The sequence below is a fragment of the Plantactinospora sp. CNZ320 genome, assembly GCF_002846275.1.
In genome coordinates this window covers 2,503,642-2,526,868 of sequence record NZ_PJMP01000001.1, presented here as the reverse complement: position 1 = coordinate 2,526,868, position 23,227 = coordinate 2,503,642, and the positions used below count along the sequence as shown (strand labels likewise).

Here is a 23,227-nt window from a genome sequence, read left to right as displayed (position 1 = left end):
TGGCGTTGACCTGCGGGAATCTGCCGGTGCGGAAAACTGTCATACGCCGGGGCTAGAGTTGCCGAGGCGCTCCTCTGCGCCACCAAATCGGACAGAACATATCTTTTCTCCCCGGGAGTGCGCGGACAGTGGCCGACCGACTGATCATCCGTGGCGCGCGTGAACACAACCTGCGCGACGTCAACCTCGACCTGCCGCGTGACGCCATGATCGTCTTCACCGGGCTCTCGGGTTCCGGCAAATCCAGTCTGGCCTTCGACACCATCTTCGCCGAGGGTCAGCGACGTTACGTGGAGTCGCTGTCGTCGTACGCCCGGCAGTTCCTCGGCCAGATGGACAAGCCGGACGTCGACTTCATCGAGGGGCTCAGCCCCGCCGTCTCGATCGACCAGAAGTCCACCTCCCGCAACCCGCGCTCCACCGTCGGCACCATCACCGAGGTCTACGACTACCTCCGGCTGCTCTTCGCCCGGGTCGGCGAGCCGCACTGCCCGATCTGCGGGCAGAAGATCTCCAAGCAGAGCCCGCAGCAGATCGTCGACCGGGTGCTGGCGATGGAGGAGGGCACCCGGTTCATGGTGCTCGCCCCGGTGGTGCGCGGCCGTAAGGGCGAGTACGTCGACCTCTTCGCCGAACTCCAGGCCAAGGGTTACGCCCGGGCCCGGGTCGACGGGGTGGTCCATCCGCTGACCGAGCCGCCCAAGCTGAAGAAGCAGGAGAAGCACACCATCGAGGTGGTGGTCGACCGGCTCACCGTCAAGGCGAGCGCCAAGCAGCGGCTGACCGACTCGGTGGAGTCCGCGCTCGGCCTCTCCGGCGGGCTGGTGCTGCTCGACTTCGTCGACCTGCCGGAGGACGACCCGGCCCGGGAGCGGCGCTACTCCGAGCACCTGGCCTGCCCCAACGACCACCCGCTGGCGATCGAGGACCTCGAACCCCGGGTCTTCTCCTTCAACGCCCCCTACGGCGCCTGCCCCGAGTGCACCGGGCTCGGCACCAAGAAGGAGGTCGACGCCGACCTGATCATCCCGGACCCGGAGCGGACCCTGCGGGATGGCGCCGTGCAGCCGTGGGCCGGCGGGCAGACCCAGGAGTACTTCCTCCGGCTGTTGCAGGCCCTCGGCGAGGCGGAGCACTTCGACCTCGACACCCCGTGGCGGGCGCTGCCGTCCCGGGCGCAGAAGACCATCCTGCACGGCTCCGGCGACCAGGTGCACGTCCGCTACCGCAACAAGTACGGCCGCGAGCGCTCCTACTACACCGGCTTCGAGGGCGTGGTGCAGTGGATCGAGCGGCGGCACAACGACACCGAGTCGGAGTGGTCCCGGGACAAGTACGAGGGCTACATGCGGGACGTGCCCTGCCCGGTCTGCCGGGGCAGCCGGCTCAAGCCCGAGGTGCTGGCGGTCACCCTCGGCGGCCGGAACATCGCCGAGGTCTGCGCGCTCTCGGTCGGCGAGTGCGCCGAGCTGCTCGGCGGGATGACCCTGACCGACCGGCAGAAGATGATCGCCGAGCGGGTGCTCAAGGAGATCAACGCCCGGCTGCGCTTCCTGGTCGACGTCGGCCTCGACTACCTGTCGCTGGACCGCCCGGCCGGCACGCTCTCCGGCGGCGAGGCGCAGCGGATCCGGCTCGCCACCCAGATCGGGTCCGGCCTGGTCGGGGTGCTCTACGTGCTGGACGAGCCGTCCATCGGGCTGCACCAGCGGGACAACCACCGGCTGATCGAGACGCTGGTCCGGCTCAGGGGGCTGGGCAACACGCTGATCGTGGTGGAGCACGACGAGGACACCATCCGGACGGCGGACTGGATCGTCGACATCGGGCCGGGGGCCGGTGAGCACGGCGGCCGGATCGTGCACAGCGGTTCGGTACCGGACCTGCTGACCAACACCGAGTCGGTGACCGGGGCGTACCTCTCCGGGCGCAGGTCGATCCCGACCCCGAAGGGGCGCCGGCCGCAGATGCCGGGCCGGGAACTGGTGGTGCAGGGGGCACGGGAGCACAACCTGCGCAACCTCACCGTGTCGTTCCCGCTCGGGCAGTTCATCGCGGTCACCGGGGTCAGCGGCTCCGGCAAGTCGACGCTGGTAAACGACATCCTCTACGCGGTGCTCGCCAACCAGATCAACGGGGCCCGGCTGGTGCCCGGCCGGCACACCCGGATCACCGGCCTGGAGCACGTCGACAAGGTGGTCGGGGTCGACCAGTCGCCGATCGGGCGTACCCCGAGGTCGAACCCGGCGACGTACACCGGGGTCTGGGACCACGTCCGCAAGCTCTTCGCCGAGACCACCGAGGCGAAGGTCCGGGGGTACGGGCCGGGCCGGTTCTCGTTCAACGTCAAGGGTGGCCGGTGCGAGGCGTGCAGCGGTGACGGCACGATCAAGATCGAGATGAACTTCCTGCCGGACGTCTACGTGCCGTGCGAGGTCTGCAAGGGTGCCCGCTACAACCGGGAGACCCTGGAGGTGCACTACAAGGGGCGGACGGTCTCCGACATCCTGGAGATGCCGATCGAGGAGGCGGCCGAGTTCTTCTCGGCGATCCCGGCGATCCACCGGCACCTGAAGACCCTGGTCGACGTCGGTCTCGGGTACGTCCGGCTCGGCCAGCCGGCACCGACCCTCTCCGGCGGCGAGGCGCAGCGGGTCAAGCTCGCCTCCGAGTTGCAGAAGCGCTCCACCGGCCGCACGGTGTACGTGCTCGACGAGCCGACCACCGGCCTGCACTTCGAGGACATCCGCAAGCTGCTCGGGGTGCTGGAGAGCCTTGTCGACAAGGGCAACACGGTGATCGTCATCGAGCACAACCTCGACGTGATCAAGACCGCCGACTGGCTGGTCGACATGGGGCCGGAGGGCGGGCACCGGGGCGGCATGGTGCTGGCCACCGGCACCCCGGAGGAGTTGGCGGAGGTGCCGGAGAGCCACACCGGCCAGTTCCTCCGGCCGGTGCTCGGGTTGACCGGCCCGCCCCAGGGAGCGAGCGCGGCCACCACCCGGGCGGCCCGGGCCAACGGCACGGCAAAGGCCAACGGCGTCGCGACCAGGGGGAATGGCGCCACGAAGGCGGGCAACGGCCGGGCCGCCGAGGGTACGGTGAAGGGCGGCACCGCCCGGGCCGGTACGACGGCGAAGGCCACGACCGCGAAGACCGGTACGGCGAAGAGCCGGCGGACCGGAAAGTCCTGACGCCGGTCCGGTTGAACCGGTTGGTGGATATATCCGTGTCTTCGGGCGTGGCCGCGGACGACCAGGAGCGCGGCGCCGAAGAGGAAGGCTAGGTATGAGTGACGAACTGACCGGGCCGGGCACGCAGACCCGACGGGCGCTGTTGGCGGGCGCGGGTGCGGTGGGCGTCTCCGTGGTGTTGGCCGCGTGCGGCACCGGTGACGACGACGCGCTCGACGGCACCGGAAGCAGCCCGTCGGCCGGCGGCGCTCCGGCTCCCAGCGGTTCGGCGAGCGCTCCGGCCGAGGGTGGCGGCGGCGCCGCACTGGCCAAGAAGAGCGAGATCCCGGTCGGCGGCGGCAAGATCTTCGCCGACCAGCAGGTCGTGGTCACCCAGCCGACCGAGGGCGAGTTCAAGGCATTCAGTTCGATCTGCACCCACCAGCAGTGCCCGGTGACCGGGGTCGACGGGGGCACGATCAACTGTAGTTGCCACTTCAGCAAGTTCTCCGTGACTGACGGTTCACCCAAGGGCGGCCCGGCCACCAAGCCGCTGGCCGAGCAGAAGATCACGGTCGACGGGGACAACATCGTCCTGGCCTGAGCGCCGGTTCGCCCGGCGCGGTCGACCCTCCGTCGCCGCGCCGGGCGGTGTCCCAGCCTGGGTCTAGGCTTGTCGGCGTGCCCGACCCCGCTACCTATCGCCCGGCACCGGGCACCATTCCCGACCTGCCCGGGGTTTACCGATTCCGCGATCCCAGCGGCCGGGTGATCTATGTCGGCAAGGCGAAGAGCCTGCGCAGCCGCCTCAACTCCTACTTCGGCGACCTGTGGAATCTGCACCAGCGCACCCAGCAGATGGTCACCACCGCCGGCAGCGTGGACTGGGTCACCGTCGGCACCGAGGTCGAGGCGCTCCAGCTCGAATACAACTGGATCAAGCAGTACGACCCTCGGTTCAACGTGCGCTACCGGGACGACAAGTCGTACCCCTATCTCGCGGTCACCCTCGACGAGGAGTTCCCACGGCTCCAGGTGATGCGCGGCGCCAAGCGCAAGGGGGTGCGCTACTTCGGGCCGTACTCGCATGCCTGGGCGATCCGCGAGACGCTGGACCTGCTGCTCCGGGTCTTTCCGGCCCGGACCTGCTCGGCCGGGGTGTTCCGGCGGCAGGCCCAGATCGGCCGGCCGTGCCTGCTCGGTGACATCGGCAAGTGCTCCGCACCCTGCGTCGGGCGGGCCTCCGCCGAGGAGCACCGCCGGATCGTCGAGGAGTTCTGCGACTTCATGGCCGGCCGTACCGACCAGATGGTCCGCCGGTTCGAACGCGAGATGGCCGAGGCGAGCGAGGCGCTGGAGTTCGAGCGGGCCGCCCGGCTGCGGGACGACATCGTGGCGCTGCGCCGGGCGATGGAGAAGCAGACGGTGGTCTTCGGCGACGGCACCGACGCCGACGTGGTGGCGTTCGCGGAGGATCCGCTGGAGGCGGCGGTCCAGGTCTTCCACGTCCGGGACGGCCGGGTACGCGGCCAGCGCGGCTGGGTGGTCGAGAAGGTCGAGGACCTGACCACCGGCGATCTGGTGCACCACTTCTGCTCCCAGGTTTACGGCGGAGCCGAGGGGGAGGGGGACGTACCCCGCGAGTTGCTGGTGCCCGCGCTGCCGGCCGACGTCGACGCGCTTGCCGAGTGGCTGTCGGCGCGCCGGGGTGGAAGGGTCGCCCTGCGGGTGCCGCAGCGCGGCGACAAGAAGGCGCTGCTGGAGACGGTGGCCCGCAACGCGGCCGAGGCGTTGACCCGGCACAAGCTACGCCGGGCCGGTGACCTGACCACCCGCAGCGAGGCGCTGGACGAGATCACCGAGGCGCTCGGGATGCGTACCGCGCCGTTGCGCATCGAGTGCTACGACGTGTCGCAGATCCAGGGCACCGACGTGGTGGCCAGCATGGTGGTCTTCGAGGACGGCCTGCCGCGCAAGAGCGAATACCGGCGGTTCGTGGTGCGCGGAGCCACCGACGACCTGTCGGCGCTCTCCGAGGTGCTGCGCCGTCGGTTCGCCCGCTATCTCCAGGCCCGGGGCGAGACGGGGGAGATCGGCGACGAGATGGCCTCCGACCCGGACCGGCCGGGGATCGATCCGACGACCGGACGGCCGCGCAAGTTCGCGTACCCGCCGCAGTTGGTGGTGGTGGACGGCGGGCAGCCCCAGGTCGCCGCGGCGGCGGAGGTCTTCGCCGAACTCGGCATCGACGACATCGCCCTCTGCGGCCTGGCCAAGCGGCTGGAGGAGGTCTGGCTGCCCGGTGACGAGTTCCCGGTGATCCTGCCGCGCACCTCGGAGGGGCTCTATCTGCTGCAACGCGTCCGGGACGAGGCGCACCGGTTCGCCATCACGTTCCACCGGCAGCGGCGCTCCAAGCGGATGACCGTCTCCGGCCTCGATCAGGTCCCCGGCCTCGGCGAGGTACGCCGCAAGGCACTGCTGCGGCACTTCGGTTCGGTCAAACGGCTGTCGGCGGCCACCGTCGACGAGATCGCCGAGGTGCCGGGCGTTGGTCGACGTACCGCCGAGGCGATCGTCGCGGCGCTCAACCCGGCGCAGGTCCCGGAGACCCACTGAACGGCTGAATGGCTGACGGCTGCCCGATCCGGACGGCGGGCTCTGGACGGCACATATCCCGTTTGGGTGTGGTGCCACCATGTCACCTTGGTGACTTGGTGGCACCACGCTCATGGGGGACATGCCTTCCCCGCCCGGGGCTCGAGGCTGGGAATGCCGGCCGCCGGCCGGTCGTTACATCTCGCGTACGGCTGAGTAGCACCGCCTGTGAGCTGGGCTGGTGGCCGGGCCGCCGGGAATGATCCGGGGCCTGCGGTCGTTACATATGGTGTTCGCCTGAGTACCAGCACCCCCCGGTGCGTGTGAGCCGGGCGAGCGTTCTTTTCTCCAATGGCACCCCGTGTCCCCCTGTGGGGTGTTCATCCCCGATTGGAAGGTGGACCATCGTGAACACGACTCTGTTCAGCCGATGGCTTCCGGCCGTCGCGCAGACTTCTCTGGTTCGTAGGACTGCTCTGGGTGTTGCTGGTCTGGCGTTCGTCGGTGGCGCTGTCGCCGGTCCCGCCGTGGCCGCGCAGGCTGCTCCGGAGCATGCCGGTTCGCCGGTGTCGCAGTCGGTGATGCAGGCCGACAAGCCCGACAAGGGCAAGAACGACAAGGGTGACAAGGGTAAGGGTGACAAGGGTAAGGATCGTAAGGGTGGTAAGCCGTCGCGGGACAGGCTTGTGCCGCGTGGTGTGCAGGGTGAGCAGTCGCGGATTCCGTTGTCGGGTGAGCAGTCGGACAATGTGCGGGCGATTGTGAAGGCGACGAAGAAGGCGGGTATGGATGAGCGTGCCGCGGTGATCGCGGTGGGTACCAGCCTGCAGGAGTCGAAGTTGGAGAACCTGGGTCATCTGGGTGCGCGTAACGACCATGACTCGCAGGGCCTGTTCCAGCAGCGACCCAGCTCGGGTTGGGGTTCGGTGGAGCAGATCACCGATCCGGAGTACTCGACCACGGCGTTCCTGAAGGGTCTGAGGCAGGTTGATGGTTGGCAGGACCTGCCGCTGACGGTGGCGGCGCAGAAGGTGCAGGTGTCGGCGTACCCGGACGCGTACGCGCAGTGGGAGGACCAGGCCGCTGACCTGGTAGCCAACGCCTGGAACAACAGCTGAGCGAACAGTCAGCCGATAGCACTACCCGCTCGCCGGGTCTCCAGTACTGGGGACTCGGCCAGCGGCGTCAGTCGGCGCCGGTACTCGGTCGCCAGCAGTTCCAGCGACTGGTAGATCTCCGCGCCGGCCAGGGACCGTCGGTCCGTTATGTAGCCACGGCAGAGCTCGAAGCACCTGGTCATGGTGCCGCCACGCAGGTTGAGCAGCAGCGGTACGTCCACCAGGCCGCGTACGGCGAGTACCGCGAGGAACTCGTAGTAGTCGAGCAGCGGCAGAACCTGTTGTTCGTCGTCGTCGGTCAGGTCGGCGCCGACCGGCTGGTGCTTGCTGATCCGGCGGGCCATCCAGACGTCTGCCTCGCAGAGCGTTTCCGCGCTCTGGAAGGCGGTGATCAGGCTGACGGTGTACTGCCGGCGCTGCGACTGCCGCTGTTGCAACACCGTCATCACACCGAAGACCACGGCGACCAGGATCGACGCCGCCGTTTCGTTGATCTCGCCACTGGTACGCAGGAAGGTGAAGCCGGTCATCACCAGGGCGGCGAGCCCGACGGCCTGCACCACCAGCCGGAGCGGCCGGCGGGCCAGCCGCCACCGCAGCTGTACCCGGCGCAGTAGGCGGGTCAGCCGCTCGCCGATGTCGCTCATTCCCCGTCCCCCATCACGCGGCTGCTGCGTGCAGTCGCCTCCAGCGAAGGTTATCGACCGCTGTCATCCCGCGACAGCGTGTTCCGGCTCCGGCAGCTCGCGCAGTTTCGGTATCGCGGTCGGCAGCACCCAGAGCAGCCCGGCGATCGCCCCGACGGTGGCGATCCAGAGCGTCGGGCGTACCCCGAGGTTGGCCCCCAGGGTGCCGCCCAGCAGCGCGCCGATCGGCCGGATGCCGTAGTTGACGGTCCGCTTCGCACCCGCGACCCTGGCCAGCAACCGCTCCGGGATGACCGCGGTCTGGAGCGAGCCGACGCTGATGTCGAGCATCATCAGGCCGAGCCCGGAGATGAACTCCGAGGCGAAGAGCACGCCGATCACCACCGGCGTCGACCCGCCGGCCAGCGGCACCAGCACCAGAGGCGCCGGGAAGAGCACGAAGCTGATGACCACGGTCCGGCCGATGCCGAGCCGGCGGACGAGCCGACCGGTCACCGCGGCGCCGAGCAGCGCGCCGATCGCGCCGATACCGATCACCAACCCGAGCAGGCCGGGGGAGAGGCCCAGTTGGGTGCTGACGTAGAGCACGTACAGCGCGGTGAACATGTAGTTGAAGAGGTTCAGCGTGGTGGTGCCGAGCAGCAGCGGGCGGAGGATCGGGGAGCGGACCACGAACCGGAGCCCTCGGCCGATGCCGAGACCGGCGCCGTCGGCCGACGCCGGCTTCGTCGGCCGGGTCAGCCTGATCCGGGCCAGGAAGAGCGCGGAGACCAGATACGACACCGCGTCGGCGAGCAGTGCGAAAGGCGCGGTGAGGGTCTGCACCAGTAGGCCGCCCACGCTCGGTCCGGCGACGAAGGACATCGCCCGGCTGCCGTAGGTCAGCGCGTTCGCGTCGACATAGTCCTTCCGGGGTACCAGGGAGACGAAGAGGGTGCTGTGGGCGACCTCGAAGAGCACGGCCAGGGTGCCGGTGAGGAAGGCCACCACGTAGAGCTGGCCGAGCGAGAGGACTCCGAACAGGTACGCCACCGGCACGGTGGCGAGCAGTACCGCTCGGCCCAGGTCGGCGACGACCATCACCCGGCGCTTGTGCGGGTACCTGTCGATCCAGGCGCCGAGGACCAGCGAGAAGAGCAGGTTCGGGGTCAGCGCGGCGGCGGTGAGGTAGCCCATCTCGGCCGGACCGGCACCGGTGCTGAGTACCGCGAGCAGGGGCAGGACGAGCACCGAGATCTCGTCGCCGAAGAGCGACACGGTCTGGGCCGACCAGTACCGCCGGAACTGCGTCTGGCGGAGCAGTTCCGGCACCCAGCGCCGGCGGCGTTCGAGGGGCGCCGGGGCCAGCGTGCCGGTCACCGTCCCGGCTCCTCGTCCGCGGCCGGCGCCGACGGCAACTCCATCGGCACCATCAGTTGGATGAGGTCGATCGGCCGGGAGCCCTCGGGTCGGGTCGACGGGTCGGTGATGCGTTCGTCGTACTCGGCGATCAGGGCTTCGATCCGCCGGCTCAGCTCGGCGAGTTCGGCGGAGGTGACGTGCACGAGCGAGTCGCCGAAGCCGAGTACGGCCCGCCAGTGTGCCGGCTCGTACGCCCGCCGCGCCAGGTGCTCGCGGGCCCGCGCGACGTAGTGGTCCAGGATCACCGCGTTGAGGTGGTTGGCGGCGGCCCGGGTCTCCGGATCGTCGGAGAGGTCGTCCCAGGAGGTGCTGAGTGCTGTCGCCTGCCAGGGGCGTTCCCGGGAGTCGGCGCCCTCGGCCCGCTCGGCGAGGCCGTACCTGGCGAGCTGGCGCAGGTGGTAGGAGCAGCTCGGCACGCTCTCGTCGAGTCGCTCGGCGGCCTGGGTCGCGGTGAGTGGCCCCTCCCGGCGGAGCAGTCCCAGCAGGGCCATCCGGAGCGGGTGCGCGTACCCCCGCAGGGCCCGGGGGTCGGTGAGGCGGATCTCGGGGATCGGCATATCCTAAAGATAACTCTAGAAAGATTCCTTTAGCAACGCGACGGCAGCGATCCCGCCGGCCCACCGCCCGGGGAGATTGCGACGGCCGGGTAGATTACGTCTCCAACCTCGCCGGATGGTCGACCGTCGGGAACACGCCTCGGGGCGCGTACCGTCGATCCGGCAGGCGGGTACGGCTGGGGGGTGGAACGTGAGCGAGACTCGGTTGGCGGCCGACGGGTCGCCGACGGGCACGGGCGACCAGAGCAGGGGGTACGAGACGGAACCGGCATCGGACGCGGCGCAGCCGGCACGGACCCGGTCCGAGACGGGACCGGCGGAACCGACCCGTTCGGACACCACCCTGGTGGTGGTCACCGGCGTCTCCGGCGGCGGGCGCAGCACCGTCGCCCGGGCCCTGGAGAACGTCGGCTTCTACGTGGTGGACAACCTGCCGCAGGCGCTCATGCTCGACATGGCCGAGCTGGCGTTCCGGGCCGGCGGGGCGGCCCGGAAGACCGCGATGGTGCTCGACGTGCGCAGCCGGGCGTTCTCCACCGACCTGGCCGGGGCGATCCGGGCCCTCAAGGAGCGCGGCTTCCAGCCCCGGGTGGTCTTCGTCGACGCCGACGACGAGGTGCTGATCCGGCGCTTCGAGAGCGTCCGACGATCGCACCCGTTGCAGGGCGACGGTCGGCTCGCCGACGGCATCGCGATCGAGCGCGGTCTGCTGGAGGAGGCCCGCGACCAGGCCGACGTGATCATCGACACCTCGCACCTGAACGTGAACCAGCTCCGCCGCCGGGTCGAGGAGCTGTTCGCCGGTGAGGACGCCCGGCGGCTGCGGGTGACTGTGCTCTCCTTCGGCTTCAAGTACGGCCTCCCGCCGGACGCCGACTTCGTGTTGGACGCGCGCTTCCTGCCCAACCCGTACTGGGTGCCGGAGCTGCGCGAGCACACCGGCCGCGAGGAGGACGTCAGCCGGTACGTGCTCGGCCAGCGCGGCGCGGTGACCTTCGTCGAGACGTACGCCCGGTTGATCAACGCGACCGCGCCCGGCTTCGAGCGGGAGGGGAAGCGCTACCTGACCGTGGCGGTCGGCTGCACCGGCGGCAAGCACCGCAGCGTGGCGATCGCCGAGGAGCTGGCCGCCCGGCTGCGCCAGGCCCGGTTGGCCGCCACCGCGCACCACCGGGACCTGGGGCGCGAGTGAGGCAGCGGATCGTCGCCTTCGGCGGCGGGCACGGCCTGGCGGCGTCGCTGCGGGCGCTGCGCCGCTGCACCCCGGAGCTGGACCTCGAGATCACCGCCGTGGTGACCGTCGGCGACGACGGCGGCTCCAGCGGGCGGCTGCGGCTGGAGCGCGGTGCGCTGCCCCCCGGCGACCTGCGGCAGGCGCTCGCCGCGCTCGCCGCCGACGAGCCCGTCACCCGGCGCAGTGCCGAGCTGTTCCAGCACCGGTTCGCCGGCTCCGGCCCGCGCCCCGACCCGCTGGCCGGCCACGCGGTCGGCAACCTGGTGCTCTGCGGGCTGATGGAGCTGCTCGGCGATCCGGTGGCCGCGCTCGACCACGCCGCGACGATGCTCGGCGCGGTCGGCCGGGTGCTGCCGATGGCCTGCCAGCCGGTCGGCATCGAGGCCCGGGTCCGGGGCGCCGACCCGCGCCGGCCCAGCGCGGTGCAGACGGTGAGCGGCCAGCACGCGGTGGCGGTCACCGACGGTCGGGTGGAGTCCGTCCGGCTCACCCCGGAGGGGCCGAGCGCCTGCCCGCAGGCGGTGGCGGCGGTCCGCCAGGCCGACTGGCTGATCTTCGGCCCGGGGAGCTGGTACACCAGCGTCATCCCGCACCTGCTGGTGCCCGAGTTGGCCGCGGCGATGGTGGCCAGCCCGGCCCGCCGACTGGTCACGCTCAACCTCGCCAACGAGGCGGAGACGCTCGGCCTCTCCCTCGCCGACCACCTGGCCGCGCTCGGCTGGTACCTGCCCGGGCTCACCGTCGACGTGGTGCTGGCGGACGGAAAGGCGGTCGGTGACCCCGAACCGGTGCATCGTGCGGCAGAATCCCTGGGTGCGCGGCTCGTCCTCGCCCCGGTGGCCGTACCGGACGGTGGCCCCCAGCACGATCCGGCAGCGTTGGGCGCCGCGCTGGTGCCTCTCCTGGGCGCCAATCGTTAAGCACCTACGAATCAACAACGAAGCACCTACGAATCACCGGCACCCGCCGGGACCGGCCCACGAGGTGACGACAAGATGGCGATGACGGCTGCGGTCAAGGACGAGCTGAGTCGGGTGGACGTACCCAAGCCCTGCTGCCGGCGGGCGGAGATGGCTGCCCTGCTGCGCTTCGCGGGCGGACTGCACATCGTCTCCGGACGGGTGGTGGTCGAGGCGGAACTCGACACCGGCGCGGTGGCCCGCCGACTGCGCCGGGAGATCGCCGAGGTGTACGGCTACCCGAGTGAGATTCACGTACTCGCCTCGGGTGGGCTGCGCAAGGGCAGCCACTACATCGTCCGGGTGGTCAAGGACGGCGAGGCGCTGGCCCGGCAGACCGGGCTGCTCGACGTGCGCGGCCGGCCGGTACGCGGGCTGCCCCCGCACGTGGTGGCGGCGAACGTCTGCTGCGCGGTCTCGGCCTGGCGGGGCTCGTTCATGGCGCACGGCTCGCTGACCGAGCCCGGCCGCTCCTGCGCGCTGGAGATCACCTGCCCCGGTCCGGAGACCGCGCTGGCCCTGGTCGGTGCGGCCCGCCGGATCGGCATCACCGCGAAATACCGGGAGGTGCGCGGGGTCGACCGGGTGGTGGTCAAGGACGGCGACGCCATCGCCGCACTGCTGACCCGGATCGGCGCCCACTCCAGCGTGCTCTCCTGGGAGGAGCGCCGGGTACGCCGCGAGGTGCGGGCCACCGCCAACCGGCTGGCCAACTTCGACGACGCCAACCTGCGCCGCTCGGCCCGGGCCGCCGTCGCCGCCGCCGCCCGGGTGACCCGGGCGCTGGAGATCCTCGCCGAGGACGCCCCGAACCACCTCACCTCGGCCGGCCGGCTGCGGCTGGAGCACCGGCAGGCGTCCCTTGAGGAGTTGGGTGCCCTGGCCGATCCACCGCTGACCAAGGACGCCATCGCCGGGCGGATCCGCCGGCTGCTCGCGCTGGCCGACAAGCGGGCCCGTGACCTGGGGATCCCCGACACCGAGGCGGCGGTCACCCCGGACATGCTGGCGGTCTGACCTCCCCCGGGGGAGTCGATCGGCCGGATTGTGCCCCGACGCAACGCGGGGCGGCGCGCTCGGATAGGGTCGCAGCGTACGGCGACGGGGCCGGTACCGGCCTTCTCCGCCGTGCTGACCGCCCAGAGGTCGCGGTGAGACGGCCGGGGTGACATCCAGCGGCCGGCTCCAACGGTCGGCGCACCCACCTTCGCCGCTGTGCGCTCTCACCGACGGCGAACCGAAACACGAGGAGATGGACCCAGTGACCATCCGGGTTGGCATCAACGGATTCGGCCGGATCGGCCGCAACTTCTTCCGCGCGGTGCTCGCGTCGGGCGCCGACGTCGAGCTGGTCGGCGCCAACGACCTGGGTGACAACGCCACGCTGGCGCACCTGGTCAAGTACGACAGCATCCTCGGCCGGCTGCCGCAGGAGGTCAAGGCGAGCGCCGACGAGATCAGCGTCGGCGGGCACAGCATGAAGGTCTTCGCCGAGAAGGACCCGAGCAAGCTGCCCTGGGGCGACCTCGGCGTCGACGTGGTGATCGAGTCGACCGGCTTCTTCACCGACGCCACCAAGGCGAAGGCGCACCTCGACGGCGGCGCCAAGAAGGTGATCATCTCGGCGCCGGCCAAGAACGAGGACGTCACGGTCGTGATGGGGGTCAACCACCAGAACTACGACCCGGCGAAGCACAACATCATCTCCAACGCCTCGTGCACCACCAACTGCCTCGCGCCGATGGCGAAGGTGCTCCAGGACACGGTGGGCATCGAGAAGGGGCTGATGACCACCATCCACGCGTACACCCAGGACCAGAACCTCCAGGACGGCCCGCACAAGGACCTCCGCCGGGCCCGGGCCGCCGCGCTGAACATCGTGCCGACCTCGACCGGTGCCGCCAAGGCGATCGGCCTGGTGCTGCCCGATCTGAAGGGCAAGCTGGACGGCTTCGCGCTGCGGGTGCCGATCCCGACCGGCTCGGCCACCGACCTGACCATCGAGGCCGGCCGGGACACCTCTGTCGAGGAGGTCAACGCCGCGATGAAGGCCGCCGCCGACGGTCCGCTCAAGGGCATCCTGCACTACACCGAGGACGAGATCGTCTCCGCCGACATCGTCACCGACCCGGCCTCGTGCATCTTCGACTCCGGGCTGACCAAGGTGATCGGCAACCAGGTCAAGGTCGTCGGCTGGTACGACAACGAGTGGGGCTACTCGAACCGCCTGGTCGACCTCGTGAAGCTGGTCGGCGCCGATCTCTGAGCGAGCTTGCGAGCTCCGCAGTCGTGAACGGAAAGGTAGCTCTGTGAGCGCGAGGAGTGAGCTTGCGAGCCCCGCAGTCGTGAACGGAAAGGTAGCTCTGTGAGCATCCGCAACCTCGACGATCTGCTCGCCGAGGGGGTCTCGGGTCGGCGCGTGCTGGTGCGCGCCGACCTGAACGTCCCGCTCGACAAGCAGACCGGCCAGATCACCGACGACGGTCGGATCCGGGCGGTGCTGCCGACACTGGCCGCGCTGCGGGACGCCGGTGCCGCCGTCGTGGTCTGTTCGCACCTGGGCCGCCCCAAGGGCGCGCCCGACCCGAAGTACAGCCTCGCCCCGGTGGCGGCCCGGCTCGGCGAGCTGCTCGACACCGAGGTCGCGTTCGCCACCGACACGGTCGGCGAGTCGGCCCGCGCAGCGGTCGAGGCGCTCGGTGCCGGCCAGGTCGCGCTGCTGGAGAACCTCCGGTTCAACCCGGGCGAGACCAGCAAGGACGAGGCGGAGCGGGCGGCCTTCGCCGACCAGCTCGCCGCGTTCGCCGAGGCGTACGTCGACGACGCGTTCGGGGCCGTGCACCGCAAGCACGCAAGTGTCTACGACGTACCGGCCCGGCTGCCGCACTTCGCGGGTCAGCTCGTGCTCCGCGAGGTGGAGGTGCTGGCCCGGCTGCGGCACGAGCCGGACCGCCCCTACGTGGTGGTGCTCGGCGGCTCCAAGGTCTCCGACAAGCTCGCCGTGATCGAGGCGCTGCTGCCGACCGTCGACCGGCTGCTGATCGGCGGCGGCATGTGCTTCACCTTCCTGCGCGCGCAGGGGCACGAGGTGGGCAAGTCGCTACTCGAAGAGGAGATGCTCGACACCTGCCGGGACCTGCTGGAGCGGGGCGCCGACCGGATCGTGCTCCCGGTCGACGTGGTGGCAGCGACCGAGTTCAGCGCCGACGCCGAGCACGACACCGTACCTGTGGACGCGATCCCGGCCGACCGGCTCGGCCTGGACATCGGCCCCCGTACGGTCGCCGAGTTCGCCGACATCGCCGGTACCGCCCGGATGGTCTTCTGGAACGGCCCGATGGGCGTCTTCGAGCTGGCTCCGTTCGCCGCCGGTACCCGTGGCGTCGCCGAGGCGATCACCTCCGTGAAGGGCTTCACCGTGGTCGGTGGCGGTGACTCCGCCGCGGCCGTACGCGCGCTCGGTCTGGACGAGTCGTCGTTCGGGCACATCTCGACCGGCGGGGGAGCCTCGCTGGAATACCTGGAGGGCAAGGCTCTCCCCGGCATCGTCGCTCTGGAGCAGTAGTGGCCACCCCCGCACCCGCCCGCCGCCCGCTGATGGCCGGCAACTGGAAGATGAACCTCAACCACCGGGAAGCCAACCTGCTGATCCAGAAGCTCGCCGCGAGCCTCAACGAGAAGCAGTTGACCGACGTGGAGACGGTGGTGCTGCCGCCGTACACCGACCTGCGGACCGTGCAGACCCTGGTCGACGGCGACAAGCTGCTGATCGGGTACGGCGCGCAGGACATCTCGCCGCACAAGGGCGGGGCGTACACCGGGGAGATCTCGGGTGCGCTGCTGACCGCGCTCGGCTGCACGTACGTGGTCGTCGGGCACTCCGAGCGGCGGACGTACCACCACGAGGACGACGCGCTGGTCAACGCCAAGACGAAGGCGGCGCTGGCCAACGAGTTGACCCCGATCGTCTGCGTCGGCGAGGGCCTGGACATCCGCGAGCAGGACGGGCATGTGGCGTACGTGCGCGACCAGCTCGACGGCTCGTTGGCCGGGTTGACCGCCGAGCAGGTGACGAAGGTGGTCGTCGCGTACGAGCCGGTCTGGGCGATCGGCACCGGCAAGACCGCGACGCCGGAGAACGCCCAGGAGGTCTGCGGCGCGATCCGGCAGCGGATCGCGGAGGTGCACGGTCAGGAGACGGCCGACCAGGTCCGGGTGCTCTACGGCGGGTCGGTGAAGGCGGCGAACATCGCCGCGATCATGGCGCAGCCGGACGTGGACGGCGCACTGGTCGGCGGGGCGAGTCTGGATGCCGAGGAGTTCGCGCAGATCTGCCGGTTCCCGGAGCACATCGCGCGCTGACGGTCGCTATCCTTGACGAGCCCCGCGTAGCTGAGAGGACTGACCCCTACCATGCCGATCTGGTTCGCATACACGTTGATCGTGTTGCTGGTGATCACGAGCGTGCTGCTCACCTTGCTGATCCTGCTGCACCGGGGCAAGGGCGGCGGGATGTCGAGCATGTTCGGCGGAGGGGTCAGCTCCAGCCTGGCCGGCTCCTCGGTGGCCGAGAAGAACCTCGACCGATACACCGTTCTGGTGGGTCTTGTCTGGTTCGCTTGCATCGTCGGTCTGGGTCTCTGGCTGCGTCTGGCCGAGACGACCTGACAACCAGGGCGTACAAACCGCGCGCGGTCCGCTAACGTGGGCCGCGCGCAGTTTGTCATACCCCTGGGGACCCCCTCTGACGAACGGAGCGAGCAGCGTGCCCACTGGCAGCGCTATCCGTGGCAGCCGAGTCGGTGCCGGCCCAGCCCGGCCGACCGAACGATGCGAACCCGCCCCCCGCCGCCCGGTCACCTACTGGTGCGGCAACGGGCACATGCTGGAGATCCTGTTGGCCGCCGAGGCCCAGATCCCGGAGGTCTGGGACTGTCCGCACTGCGGGCAGCCGGCCGGGCAGGACATGCACAACCCGCCGGGACGGCAGCGGACGGAGCCGTACAAGTCGCACCTGGCGTACGTGAAGGAGCGGCGCAGCGAGGCGGACGCCGAGGCGATCCTCGCCGAAGCGCTCGCCGCGTTGCGGGCCCGCCGGGGTGAGAGCCGGCCCGACTCGGCCCGGTGACGTCAACCGGCCCGGCTCCTCGGTCCGGTTCAGCCGGGACAGACCCCCTGACCCTGGCCGACGACCCGCCGGGGTCAGAGCCCTGACACCAACGAGCGACCCGCAGGGTCGGCGGACGGCGGTGACGCGGGCGACGGCCAGACCCGCCGGCAGAAACCCGGGCGGCAAGGCTTCAACGGAGGCGGAACGTCAGCCGAGGCCGTGCGACGTCGGTTTCACCTCGGCTGCCGCCGCCCGGTCCAGCAGCCACCGGGTCCGTTGCACCCCGGCGACCCCGGCCGCCGGCAACCGGACCGGCCCGCCGCCGTTGCGCGCCATGCCGACCGCCTCGGCCTTGCCGCCGCCGCTGGCGATCAACCAGACGTCCTCGGCGGTGTTGATCGCCCCCTGGGTCAGCGTGATCCGCACCGGTGGCGGCTTCGGGCTGCCCCGGACCGCGCTCACCGGTCCGATCTCGTTGTCGAGCGGATGCTCCGGGAAGAGGGAGGCCACGTGGCCATCCTCACCGACCCCGAGCATCAGCACGTCGAAGTGGGGCAGCCCGGCCGGACCTGGTCCGGCGGCTGCCGCCAGTTCGGCCGCGTACCTGGCCGCCGCCGCCACCGGGTCGGCACCGTCCGGGCCGTCCGAGGCGGGCATCGGGTGCACCCGGGCCTGCGGCAGCGCGTCGAGCAGCGCCTCCCGGGCCTGGGTCTCGTTCCGCTCCGGGTGCCCGGCCGGCAGGAACCGTTCGTCACCCCACCAGATGTCGACCCGGGACCAGTCGACCGCTTCCCGGGCCGGCATCTCGCGTACCGCGCGGTGGATGGCCGCCGCGATCCGGCCGCCGGTCAGCACCACGCTCGCCTCGCCCCGATCCGCCTGGGCGTCGATGATCCTGACCAGCAACCGGGCCGCTACCGCCTGGGCGAGCACTTCCGGGTCGGCGTGCACCACCACCGTCGTCTCGGTCACGCGACACCCTGCGGCTGCTTCGTCGGGTCCTTCCAGACGTGCACCCGCTGGGCAGGCCGCCGGTCCAGCCGGGCAACCCCGGCGACGGCACCCAGCGCCTCGGCGTAGATCTGGTCCGGGTCGAGCCGGCGCAACTCCTCGGCGAGTTCGTCGCCGAGCGGCCGGCGTACCAGTGGCAGTTGCCGGTCGGCCTGTCCGGTACGCCGGAACGTCGCCTGGTTGTCGTCCCGGGTCAGCACCAGCTCGTCGCCGTTGGCGCAGCGCAGCTCCACCGAACGCATCCGGGGGAACTCGCTCGTGTGCTCCCAGTGCGGGTGCAGGCCCAGCCGGGCCTTCAGCCAGCCGATCATCAGTGCCGCGGTCGGGTCGGTGTGCGGCGCGACGACGGTGGCCGAGGTGACCCTGTTGCCCTCGGTCGTGTCGAACGCCCCGGCGACCAGGGTGCGCCACGGGGTGATCCGGGTCCACGCCAGGTCGGTGTCGCCGGGGGCGTAGTCCCGGGCCCGCTGCCGTAGCGCCTCCACCGGATCGGCCGCCTGCGCGCAGTCGGTGATCCGGCGGTCGGCCACCACGCCGAGGAAGTCGTTGGCGATCTCGGCCGGCGGTTCGCCGTGCCACCAGGTCACCACCGGCACGTCCGGGACCAGCAGCGGCATCACCACCGACTCGGCGTGCAGGGCGAGCCGGCCGTACATCCGGGTCACCACCGCCTCGCCCGGGCCGAGCCGGCCGCCGACGACGATCTCGGCGTCCAGCCGGTTGCGGTCGCGTTCGATGTCGGAGCGGACCACCACCACCATCCGGCACGGGTGGGCGGCCGAGGCGATGGTCACCGCCGCCTCGGCCTCCCGTACCCGCGGCTCGTCGACGACGACGATCAGGGTCAGCGCCATGCCGCTGGCCACTCCGCCCGCGCTGCGCCGTTCGGCGGCCAGGGCCTTCACCACCTCGTTGCCGGTGGTGTCCCACAAGCCGATCAACGCTGCCTCCTGGTTGTTGTCGTTACGATCCTTCGCGGGTCACGCCCGCCGCCACGCCCTGCCCTCGCGGGCCAGCAGCTCGTCCGCCGCCCGGGGACCCCATTCGCCGGCCCGGTAGGGCTCCGGCTTGACGCCCTGCCAGGCCTCCTCCAGCGGGTCGATCACCTGCCAGCTCTGCTCGACCTCGGCGGCGTCCGGGAAGAGGGTCCGGTCACCGATCAGCACGTCCAGCACCAGCCGCTCGTACGCCTCGGGGCTGGCCTCGGTGAACGCCTCGCCGTACTGGAAGTCCATCGCGATGTCCCGGACCTCCATAGTGGTGCCGGGGACCTTCGAGCCGAACTTCAGCACCACGCCCTCGTCCGGCTGGACCCGGATGACGAGCTGGTTGTTGCCGAGCATCTCCATGTCGGCCGGGTTGAAGGGCAGGTGCGGTGCCTTCTTGAACATGATGGCGACCTCGGTCACCCGGCGCGGCAACCGCTTGCCGGCCCGGATGTAGAACGGCACCTCGGCCCAGCGTCGGTTCTGGATGCCGAGCCGGACCGCCACGTACGTCTCGGTGGTCGAGTCCGGCGGCACACCCTCCTCGTCGAGGTAGCCGACGGCCCGCTTGCCGGCCACCCAGCCGGGCAGGTACTGCCCGCGTACGGTGCCGGTCTGCACGTTCTGCGGCAGGGTGATCGCCCGCAGCACCTTCAGCTTCTCGGCCCGGATCTCGCTGGCGTCGAAGCTGGTCGGCTCCTCCATCGCCACCAGGGCGAGCAGTTGCAGGAGGTGGTTCTGCAACACGTCCCGGGCGGTGCCGGTGGCGTCGTAGAAGCCGGCCCGGGTGCCGATCCCGACGTCCTCGGCCATGGTGATCTGCACCGAGTCGACGTACTTGGAGTTCCAGAGCGGCTCGAAGAGGTTGTTGGCGAAGCGCAGGGCGAGGATGTTCTGGACTGTCTCCTTGCCCAGGTAGTGGTCGATCCGGAACACGTCGTCCCGGGTGAAGACGTCGTCGACCAGGTCGTTGAGCGCCTTCGCCGAGGGCAGGTCGTGCCCGAACGGCTTCTCCACCACGACCCGCCGCCAGCCGCCGCACTTGTCGTTGTCCGCCATGCCGGTCCGGGCGAGCTGCTTGAGCACGGTCGGGAACGCGGCCGGCGGGATGGAGAAGTAGAAGGCGGCGTTGCCGCCGATCCCGTGGCTGTCCCGCAGCTCGTCCAGGCAGGTGGCCAGCTTGTCGAACGCGGCGTCGTCGTCGAACGCGCCGCCGACGAACTTGATGTTGCCGGCCAGCCGGCCCCAGACCTCCTCCCGCCACGGTGTCCGGGCGTGCGCTCGGGCGGCTTCCCTGGCCATCGACTCGAAGTCGCCGTCGCCCCAGTCCCGCCGGGCGAACCCGAGCACCACGAAGCCCGGGGGCAGCAGCCCCCGGTTGGCCAGGTCGTAGACCGCCGGCAAGAGCTTCTTGCGGGCCAGGTCCCCGGTGACACCGAAGATCACCAGTGCGCACGGCTCCGGGATCCGCGGCAACCGCCGGTCCTGCGGGTCGCGCAGCGGATTCACGGCACCCCCTCCTCGCTGAAGTCCGTCAGTGTCAGCATGCCGGGTCGTCGTCAACTCCGCAGGCCCCGTACCGCGTCGAGGAGGTGCGGAATCGTGGCGCCCCGGTCCGTCAGGTGCAGCCGGAGCACCGGCCGGCCCCGCTGGGCGAGGGCCTCGCGGTCACCGGCGGCCTGCGCGGCCTGCAACTGCCCGAACGAGTACGGCTTGCCGGGCACCGGCAGGTCCTCGGCGACGTCCCCGGTGATCTGGAGGTACGACCCGAGCTGCGGACCGCCCTTGTGGTACTGCCCGGTCGAGTGCAGGAACCGGGGTCCCCAGCCGAAGGTGACCGGTCGCCCGGAGGCGGCGGCGAGTCCGGGGCGCACCTGTGCGGTCTTGGCGTCGGCGAACCGGTCCAGGTACGCCATCACGGCCAGGTAGCCGCCCTCGGCGAGCCCGTCGAGCAGCAGTCGCAGCGCCCCGGCCACGTCACCGGGGATCGGGTCGGTCCGCTGCGGCTCGCCCGGGAACCAGTACCCCTCGATCCCGTTGTCGACGAAGGTCGGCGTCTCGACCGGCAGCCCGGCGCCGAGCAGCCGGTTGGTGTTCTCCTTGGACTCGGTCACGTTCGGCTGGTTGAACGGGTCGATCCCGAGCACCACCCCGGCGACGGCCGTGGCGTACTCCCAGGCCAGGAACTGCGCGCCCAGCGGGCCGTTCACCGCCAGGTCGGCCCGGATCCCGCCGCCCGGCACGGCACCGGCGGCGAGCCCGCCGCCGTAGGTGACGGTGAGCACGTCCGGCCCGGTCGCTCCCGGGCTGCCCGGGTCCTCGACCACCACCGGCAGGATGCCGACGCCGTTCTTGCCGGTGGACTCGGCGATCAGCTGCTCGGCCCAGTCGCCGAGACCGTCGATGCCGGTGCCGTCCGAGATCAGCGCGACCTTGTCCCGGCCGGTGGTGGCGGCGGCACCGAGCGCGGCGCCGATCGCCAGCCCCGGGTTGTCCTGCGCCCCGCCGAGCGCCCCGGCCAGCTCCTCGGCCTGGTCGAGCAGTTCGGAGACGTCGACCCCGGCCAGCGCCGAAGGGACCAGCCCGAACGCGGTGAGCGCCGAGTAGCGCCCGCCGACGTCCGGGTCGGCGAGCACCACGAAGGCGCCCATCTCCTCGGCGGTCTTGGACAGCGGCGAGTCGGGGTCGGTGACCACCACGAAGCGCCGGCCGGCCTCCGCCTCGGTCAGCCCGGAGTCGAGGAACGCCTGCCAGTACGCCCGGCGGTGGCTGTCGGTCTCCACCGTCGAGCCGGACTTGCTGGCCACCACCACGACGGTCCGGTCCAGCCGGTCGGCGATGGCGGCGCGTACCTGCCCGGGGTCGGTGGTGTCCAGCACGGTCAGCGACCTGCCGAGGGTACGGGTGATCACCTCGGGGGCCAGCGACGAGCCGCCCATCCCGGCGAGTACTACGTGGTCGAGGTCGGCCAGTTCGGCCTTCAGCTCGGCGAGCTGGGGGAGCAGTTCCCGGCTGCGCCGGAAGGTGTCCACCCAGCCGAGCCGGATCGCCGCCTCGGCCTGCGCGTCCGTCCCCCACAGCGTCGGGTCCTTGGCGACCAGCCGGGCCGGTACGTCCTCGGCGAGCAGCGCGGCCCGGGCCGAGGCCGGTGCGGCGGCGTCGACCGTCTCCGCACCGTAGACGGCGAGTCCGGCCGCCCCCTCGCAGCCGCCGTCGAGCAGGTCCTGGCTGGTCACGCGTTGCCTCCCGCCCGGGCGGCCGCCTCGGCGTTCTCCCCGGCGGCCTGGTTCGGCTCCCCGGCGCCCTGTGCGGCGGCCTCCAGCGACTTGCGTACCCCGTCGAGCAGTTCCAGCCAGCTGGTCTCGAACTTCTCCACACCCTCCCGCTCCAGGGTGGCGATCACGTCGTCGAAGTCGACGCCGGCCTCGGCCAGCCCGGTGAGCACCTCCCGGGCCTCGGCGTAGGAGCCGGTGACGGTGTCCGGGCGGGTCTCGCCGTGCTCGGCGAAGGCGTCGATCACCGGCTCCGGCATGGTGTTGACGGTGCCGGGGGCGATCAGCTCCTCGACGTAGATCACGTCGCGGTAGTCCGGGTTCTTGGTCGAGGTGGAGGCCCAGAGCGGGCGCTGCGGGTGGGCACCGGCGTCGGCCAGCGCCTGCCAGCGGTCCGAGGAGAAGACCTCGGAGTACCGCTCGTAGGCGAGCTGGGCGTTGGCCACCGCCGCCTTGCCCTTCAGCGCGGCCAGGTCCGACCCGCCGGCACCGCCGAGCTTGTCCAGCCGCTTGTCGACCTCGGTGTCGACCCGGGAGACGAAGAACGACGCCACCGAGGCGATCTTGCTGAGGTCGTGCCCGTTCGCCTTCGCCTGCTCCAGCCCGGCCAGGAACGCCTCCATCACCTGCGAGTAGCGCTCCAACCCGAAGATCAGCGTGACGTTCACGCTGATCCCCTCGGCCAGGGTCGCGGTGATCGCCGGCAACCCCGCCTCGGTCGCCGGGATCTTGATGAACAGGTTCGGCCGGTCGATCAGCCACCACAGGGCCTTCGCCTCGGCCACCGTCGGCTCGGTCCGGTACGCGAGCCGCGGGTCCACCTCGATCGAGACCCGACCGTCCACCCCGGCACTGCTGTCGTACGCCGGGCGCATCACGTCGCAGGCCCACCGCACGTCGTACGTGGTCAGCGCGCGTACCGCCTCCTCGACGCTGACCCCGCGCATCGCCAGGTCCCGCAGCTGCCAGTTGTACTCGTCCGCGTCGCTGAGCGCCTTGGCGAAGATGGTCGGGTTGGTGGTCACCCCGACCAGGTGCTTCTCCCGGCGCAGCTGGTCCAGGTTGCCCGAACTCAGGCGCACCCTCGAAAGATCGTCGAGCCAGACCGCCACTCCCGCAGCGGTGAGCTCACCCAACCGGTCAGTCATGTCTGAAACC

At 71.0% G+C, this 23,227-nt stretch carries 19 protein-coding genes and 1 pseudogene; 12 read left to right on the top strand and 8 right to left on the bottom strand.

Features of this window, described 5'->3' with window-relative positions:
• Positions 1-128 precede the first annotated feature (128 nt).
• From uvrA to CLT71_RS10945, 4 genes and pseudogenes are all read left to right on the top strand, one after another.
• Positions 129-3,056 (top strand): annotated as a pseudogene (gene uvrA, locus CLT71_RS10960) (excinuclease ABC subunit UvrA); the annotation flags it as partial.
• 235 nt (positions 3,057-3,291) lie between these two features.
• The gene (locus CLT71_RS10955; RefSeq protein WP_101367022.1) at positions 3,292-3,780 is read left to right on the top strand and encodes a Rieske (2Fe-2S) protein; all 489 of its coding nucleotides are present in this window, start codon (positions 3,292-3,294) and stop codon (positions 3,778-3,780) included.
• A gap of 77 nt (positions 3,781-3,857) precedes the next feature.
• A complete protein-coding gene (gene uvrC / locus CLT71_RS10950) occupies positions 3,858-5,795 on the top strand; it encodes an excinuclease ABC subunit UvrC (protein ID WP_101367021.1) in 1,938 nt (645 codons plus the stop codon).
• Between the two features lie 386 nt (positions 5,796-6,181).
• Complete coding sequence (locus CLT71_RS10945) at positions 6,182-6,892, top strand: hypothetical protein (RefSeq protein ID WP_486483041.1); 711 nt, start codon at positions 6,182-6,184, stop codon at positions 6,890-6,892.
• 8 nt (positions 6,893-6,900) lie between these two features.
• On the opposite strand, the gene CLT71_RS10940 is transcribed toward CLT71_RS10945, so the two are convergent.
• The 3 genes from CLT71_RS10940 to CLT71_RS10930 all read right to left on the bottom strand — a co-directional run bounded on the left by CLT71_RS10940 (position 6,901) and on the right by CLT71_RS10930 (position 9,497).
• Positions 6,901-7,539 (bottom strand): DUF4760 domain-containing protein, encoded by a 639-nt coding sequence (locus CLT71_RS10940; RefSeq protein WP_101367020.1) that lies wholly within the window; start codon positions 7,537-7,539, stop codon positions 6,901-6,903.
• Positions 7,540-7,602: 63 nt separating this feature from the next.
• Positions 7,603-8,898, bottom strand: coding sequence for an MFS transporter (locus CLT71_RS10935; RefSeq protein WP_101367019.1), 1,296 nt, complete (start codon positions 8,896-8,898; stop codon positions 7,603-7,605).
• Entirely contained in the window at positions 8,895-9,497 is a 603-nt protein-coding gene (locus CLT71_RS10930; RefSeq protein WP_101367018.1) for a helix-turn-helix domain-containing protein, read from the bottom strand. The genes CLT71_RS10935 and CLT71_RS10930 overlap by 4 nt, the downstream gene beginning before the upstream one ends.
• Before the next feature lie 343 nt (positions 9,498-9,840).
• Here CLT71_RS10930 and rapZ point away from each other — a divergent pair, with 343 nt between their 5' ends.
• From rapZ to CLT71_RS10890, 8 genes are all read left to right on the top strand, one after another.
• Positions 9,841-10,689, top strand: coding sequence for an RNase adapter RapZ (gene rapZ / locus CLT71_RS10925; RefSeq protein WP_101371337.1), 849 nt, complete (start codon positions 9,841-9,843; stop codon positions 10,687-10,689).
• On the top strand, positions 10,686-11,651 hold the full coding sequence (locus CLT71_RS10920) for a uridine diphosphate-N-acetylglucosamine-binding protein YvcK (protein WP_101367017.1): 966 nt from the start codon (positions 10,686-10,688) through the stop codon (positions 11,649-11,651). Before rapZ ends, CLT71_RS10920 begins: the two co-directional genes overlap by 4 nt.
• 75 nt (positions 11,652-11,726) lie before the next feature.
• Entirely contained in the window at positions 11,727-12,707 is a 981-nt protein-coding gene (gene whiA / locus CLT71_RS10915) for a DNA-binding protein WhiA (RefSeq protein ID WP_101367016.1), read from the top strand.
• A 244-nt stretch (positions 12,708-12,951) separates the two neighbouring features.
• Positions 12,952-13,956 carry a type I glyceraldehyde-3-phosphate dehydrogenase gene (gene gap / locus CLT71_RS10910; RefSeq protein WP_101367015.1) on the top strand — a complete coding sequence of 335 codons (1,005 nt, stop codon included), beginning with the start codon at positions 12,952-12,954 and terminating at the stop codon, positions 13,954-13,956.
• A gap of 99 nt (positions 13,957-14,055) precedes the next feature.
• On the top strand, positions 14,056-15,255 hold the full coding sequence (locus tag CLT71_RS10905; RefSeq protein WP_101367014.1) for a phosphoglycerate kinase: 1,200 nt from the start codon (positions 14,056-14,058) through the stop codon (positions 15,253-15,255).
• Between the two features lie 32 nt (positions 15,256-15,287).
• Positions 15,288-16,052 carry a triose-phosphate isomerase gene (tpiA, locus tag CLT71_RS10900; RefSeq protein WP_101371336.1) on the top strand — a complete coding sequence of 255 codons (765 nt, stop codon included), beginning with the start codon at positions 15,288-15,290 and terminating at the stop codon, positions 16,050-16,052.
• A 51-nt stretch (positions 16,053-16,103) separates the two neighbouring features.
• Positions 16,104-16,358, top strand: a complete 255-nt coding sequence (gene secG / locus CLT71_RS10895) for a preprotein translocase subunit SecG (protein WP_101367013.1) — start codon at positions 16,104-16,106, stop codon at positions 16,356-16,358.
• 97 nt (positions 16,359-16,455) lie between these two features.
• Positions 16,456-16,818 (top strand): RNA polymerase-binding protein RbpA, encoded by a 363-nt coding sequence (locus tag CLT71_RS10890; RefSeq protein ID WP_101367012.1) that lies wholly within the window; start codon positions 16,456-16,458, stop codon positions 16,816-16,818.
• A 189-nt stretch (positions 16,819-17,007) separates the two neighbouring features.
• Here CLT71_RS10890 and pgl read toward each other — a convergent pair whose 3' ends face one another.
• The 5 genes from pgl to tal are packed head-to-tail and all read right to left on the bottom strand — an operon-like array spanning position 17,008 to position 23,217.
• Entirely contained in the window at positions 17,008-17,772 is a 765-nt protein-coding gene (gene pgl / locus CLT71_RS10885; protein WP_101367011.1) for a 6-phosphogluconolactonase, read from the bottom strand.
• Positions 17,769-18,752, bottom strand: a complete 984-nt coding sequence (locus CLT71_RS10880) for a glucose-6-phosphate dehydrogenase assembly protein OpcA (RefSeq protein WP_101367010.1) — start codon at positions 18,750-18,752, stop codon at positions 17,769-17,771. The genes pgl and CLT71_RS10880 overlap by 4 nt, the downstream gene beginning before the upstream one ends.
• Before the next feature lie 39 nt (positions 18,753-18,791).
• A complete protein-coding gene (gene zwf / locus CLT71_RS10875) occupies positions 18,792-20,306 on the bottom strand; it encodes a glucose-6-phosphate dehydrogenase (RefSeq protein ID WP_101367009.1) in 1,515 nt (504 codons plus the stop codon).
• A gap of 50 nt (positions 20,307-20,356) precedes the next feature.
• Entirely contained in the window at positions 20,357-22,033 is a 1,677-nt protein-coding gene (locus CLT71_RS10870) for a glucose-6-phosphate isomerase (RefSeq protein ID WP_486483192.1), read from the bottom strand.
• The gene (gene tal, locus CLT71_RS10865; RefSeq protein WP_101367008.1) at positions 22,030-23,217 is read right to left on the bottom strand and encodes a transaldolase; all 1,188 of its coding nucleotides are present in this window, start codon (positions 23,215-23,217) and stop codon (positions 22,030-22,032) included. The genes CLT71_RS10870 and tal overlap by 4 nt, the downstream gene beginning before the upstream one ends.
• Positions 23,218-23,227: the final 10 nt, after the last annotated feature.

Excerpts from the sequence above, each read along its gene's own strand:
- CLT71_RS10940 (WP_101367020.1), bottom strand. The coding sequence starts at position 7,539 with ATGAGCGACATCGGCGAGCGGCTGACCCGCCTACTGCGCCGGGTACAG.
- CLT71_RS10930 (WP_101367018.1), bottom strand. The coding sequence starts at position 9,497 with ATGCCGATCCCCGAGATCCGCCTCACCGACCCCCGGGCCCTGCGGGGG.
- tal (WP_101367008.1), bottom strand. The coding sequence starts at position 23,217 with ATGACTGACCGGTTGGGTGAGCTCACCGCTGCGGGAGTGGCGGTCTGG.
- whiA (WP_101367016.1), top strand. The coding sequence starts at position 11,727 with ATGGCGATGACGGCTGCGGTCAAGGACGAGCTGAGTCGGGTGGACGTA.
- secG (WP_101367013.1), top strand. The coding sequence starts at position 16,104 with ATGCCGATCTGGTTCGCATACACGTTGATCGTGTTGCTGGTGATCACG.
- tpiA (WP_101371336.1), top strand. The coding sequence starts at position 15,288 with ATGGCCGGCAACTGGAAGATGAACCTCAACCACCGGGAAGCCAACCTG.
- CLT71_RS10955 (WP_101367022.1), top strand. The coding sequence starts at position 3,292 with ATGAGTGACGAACTGACCGGGCCGGGCACGCAGACCCGACGGGCGCTG.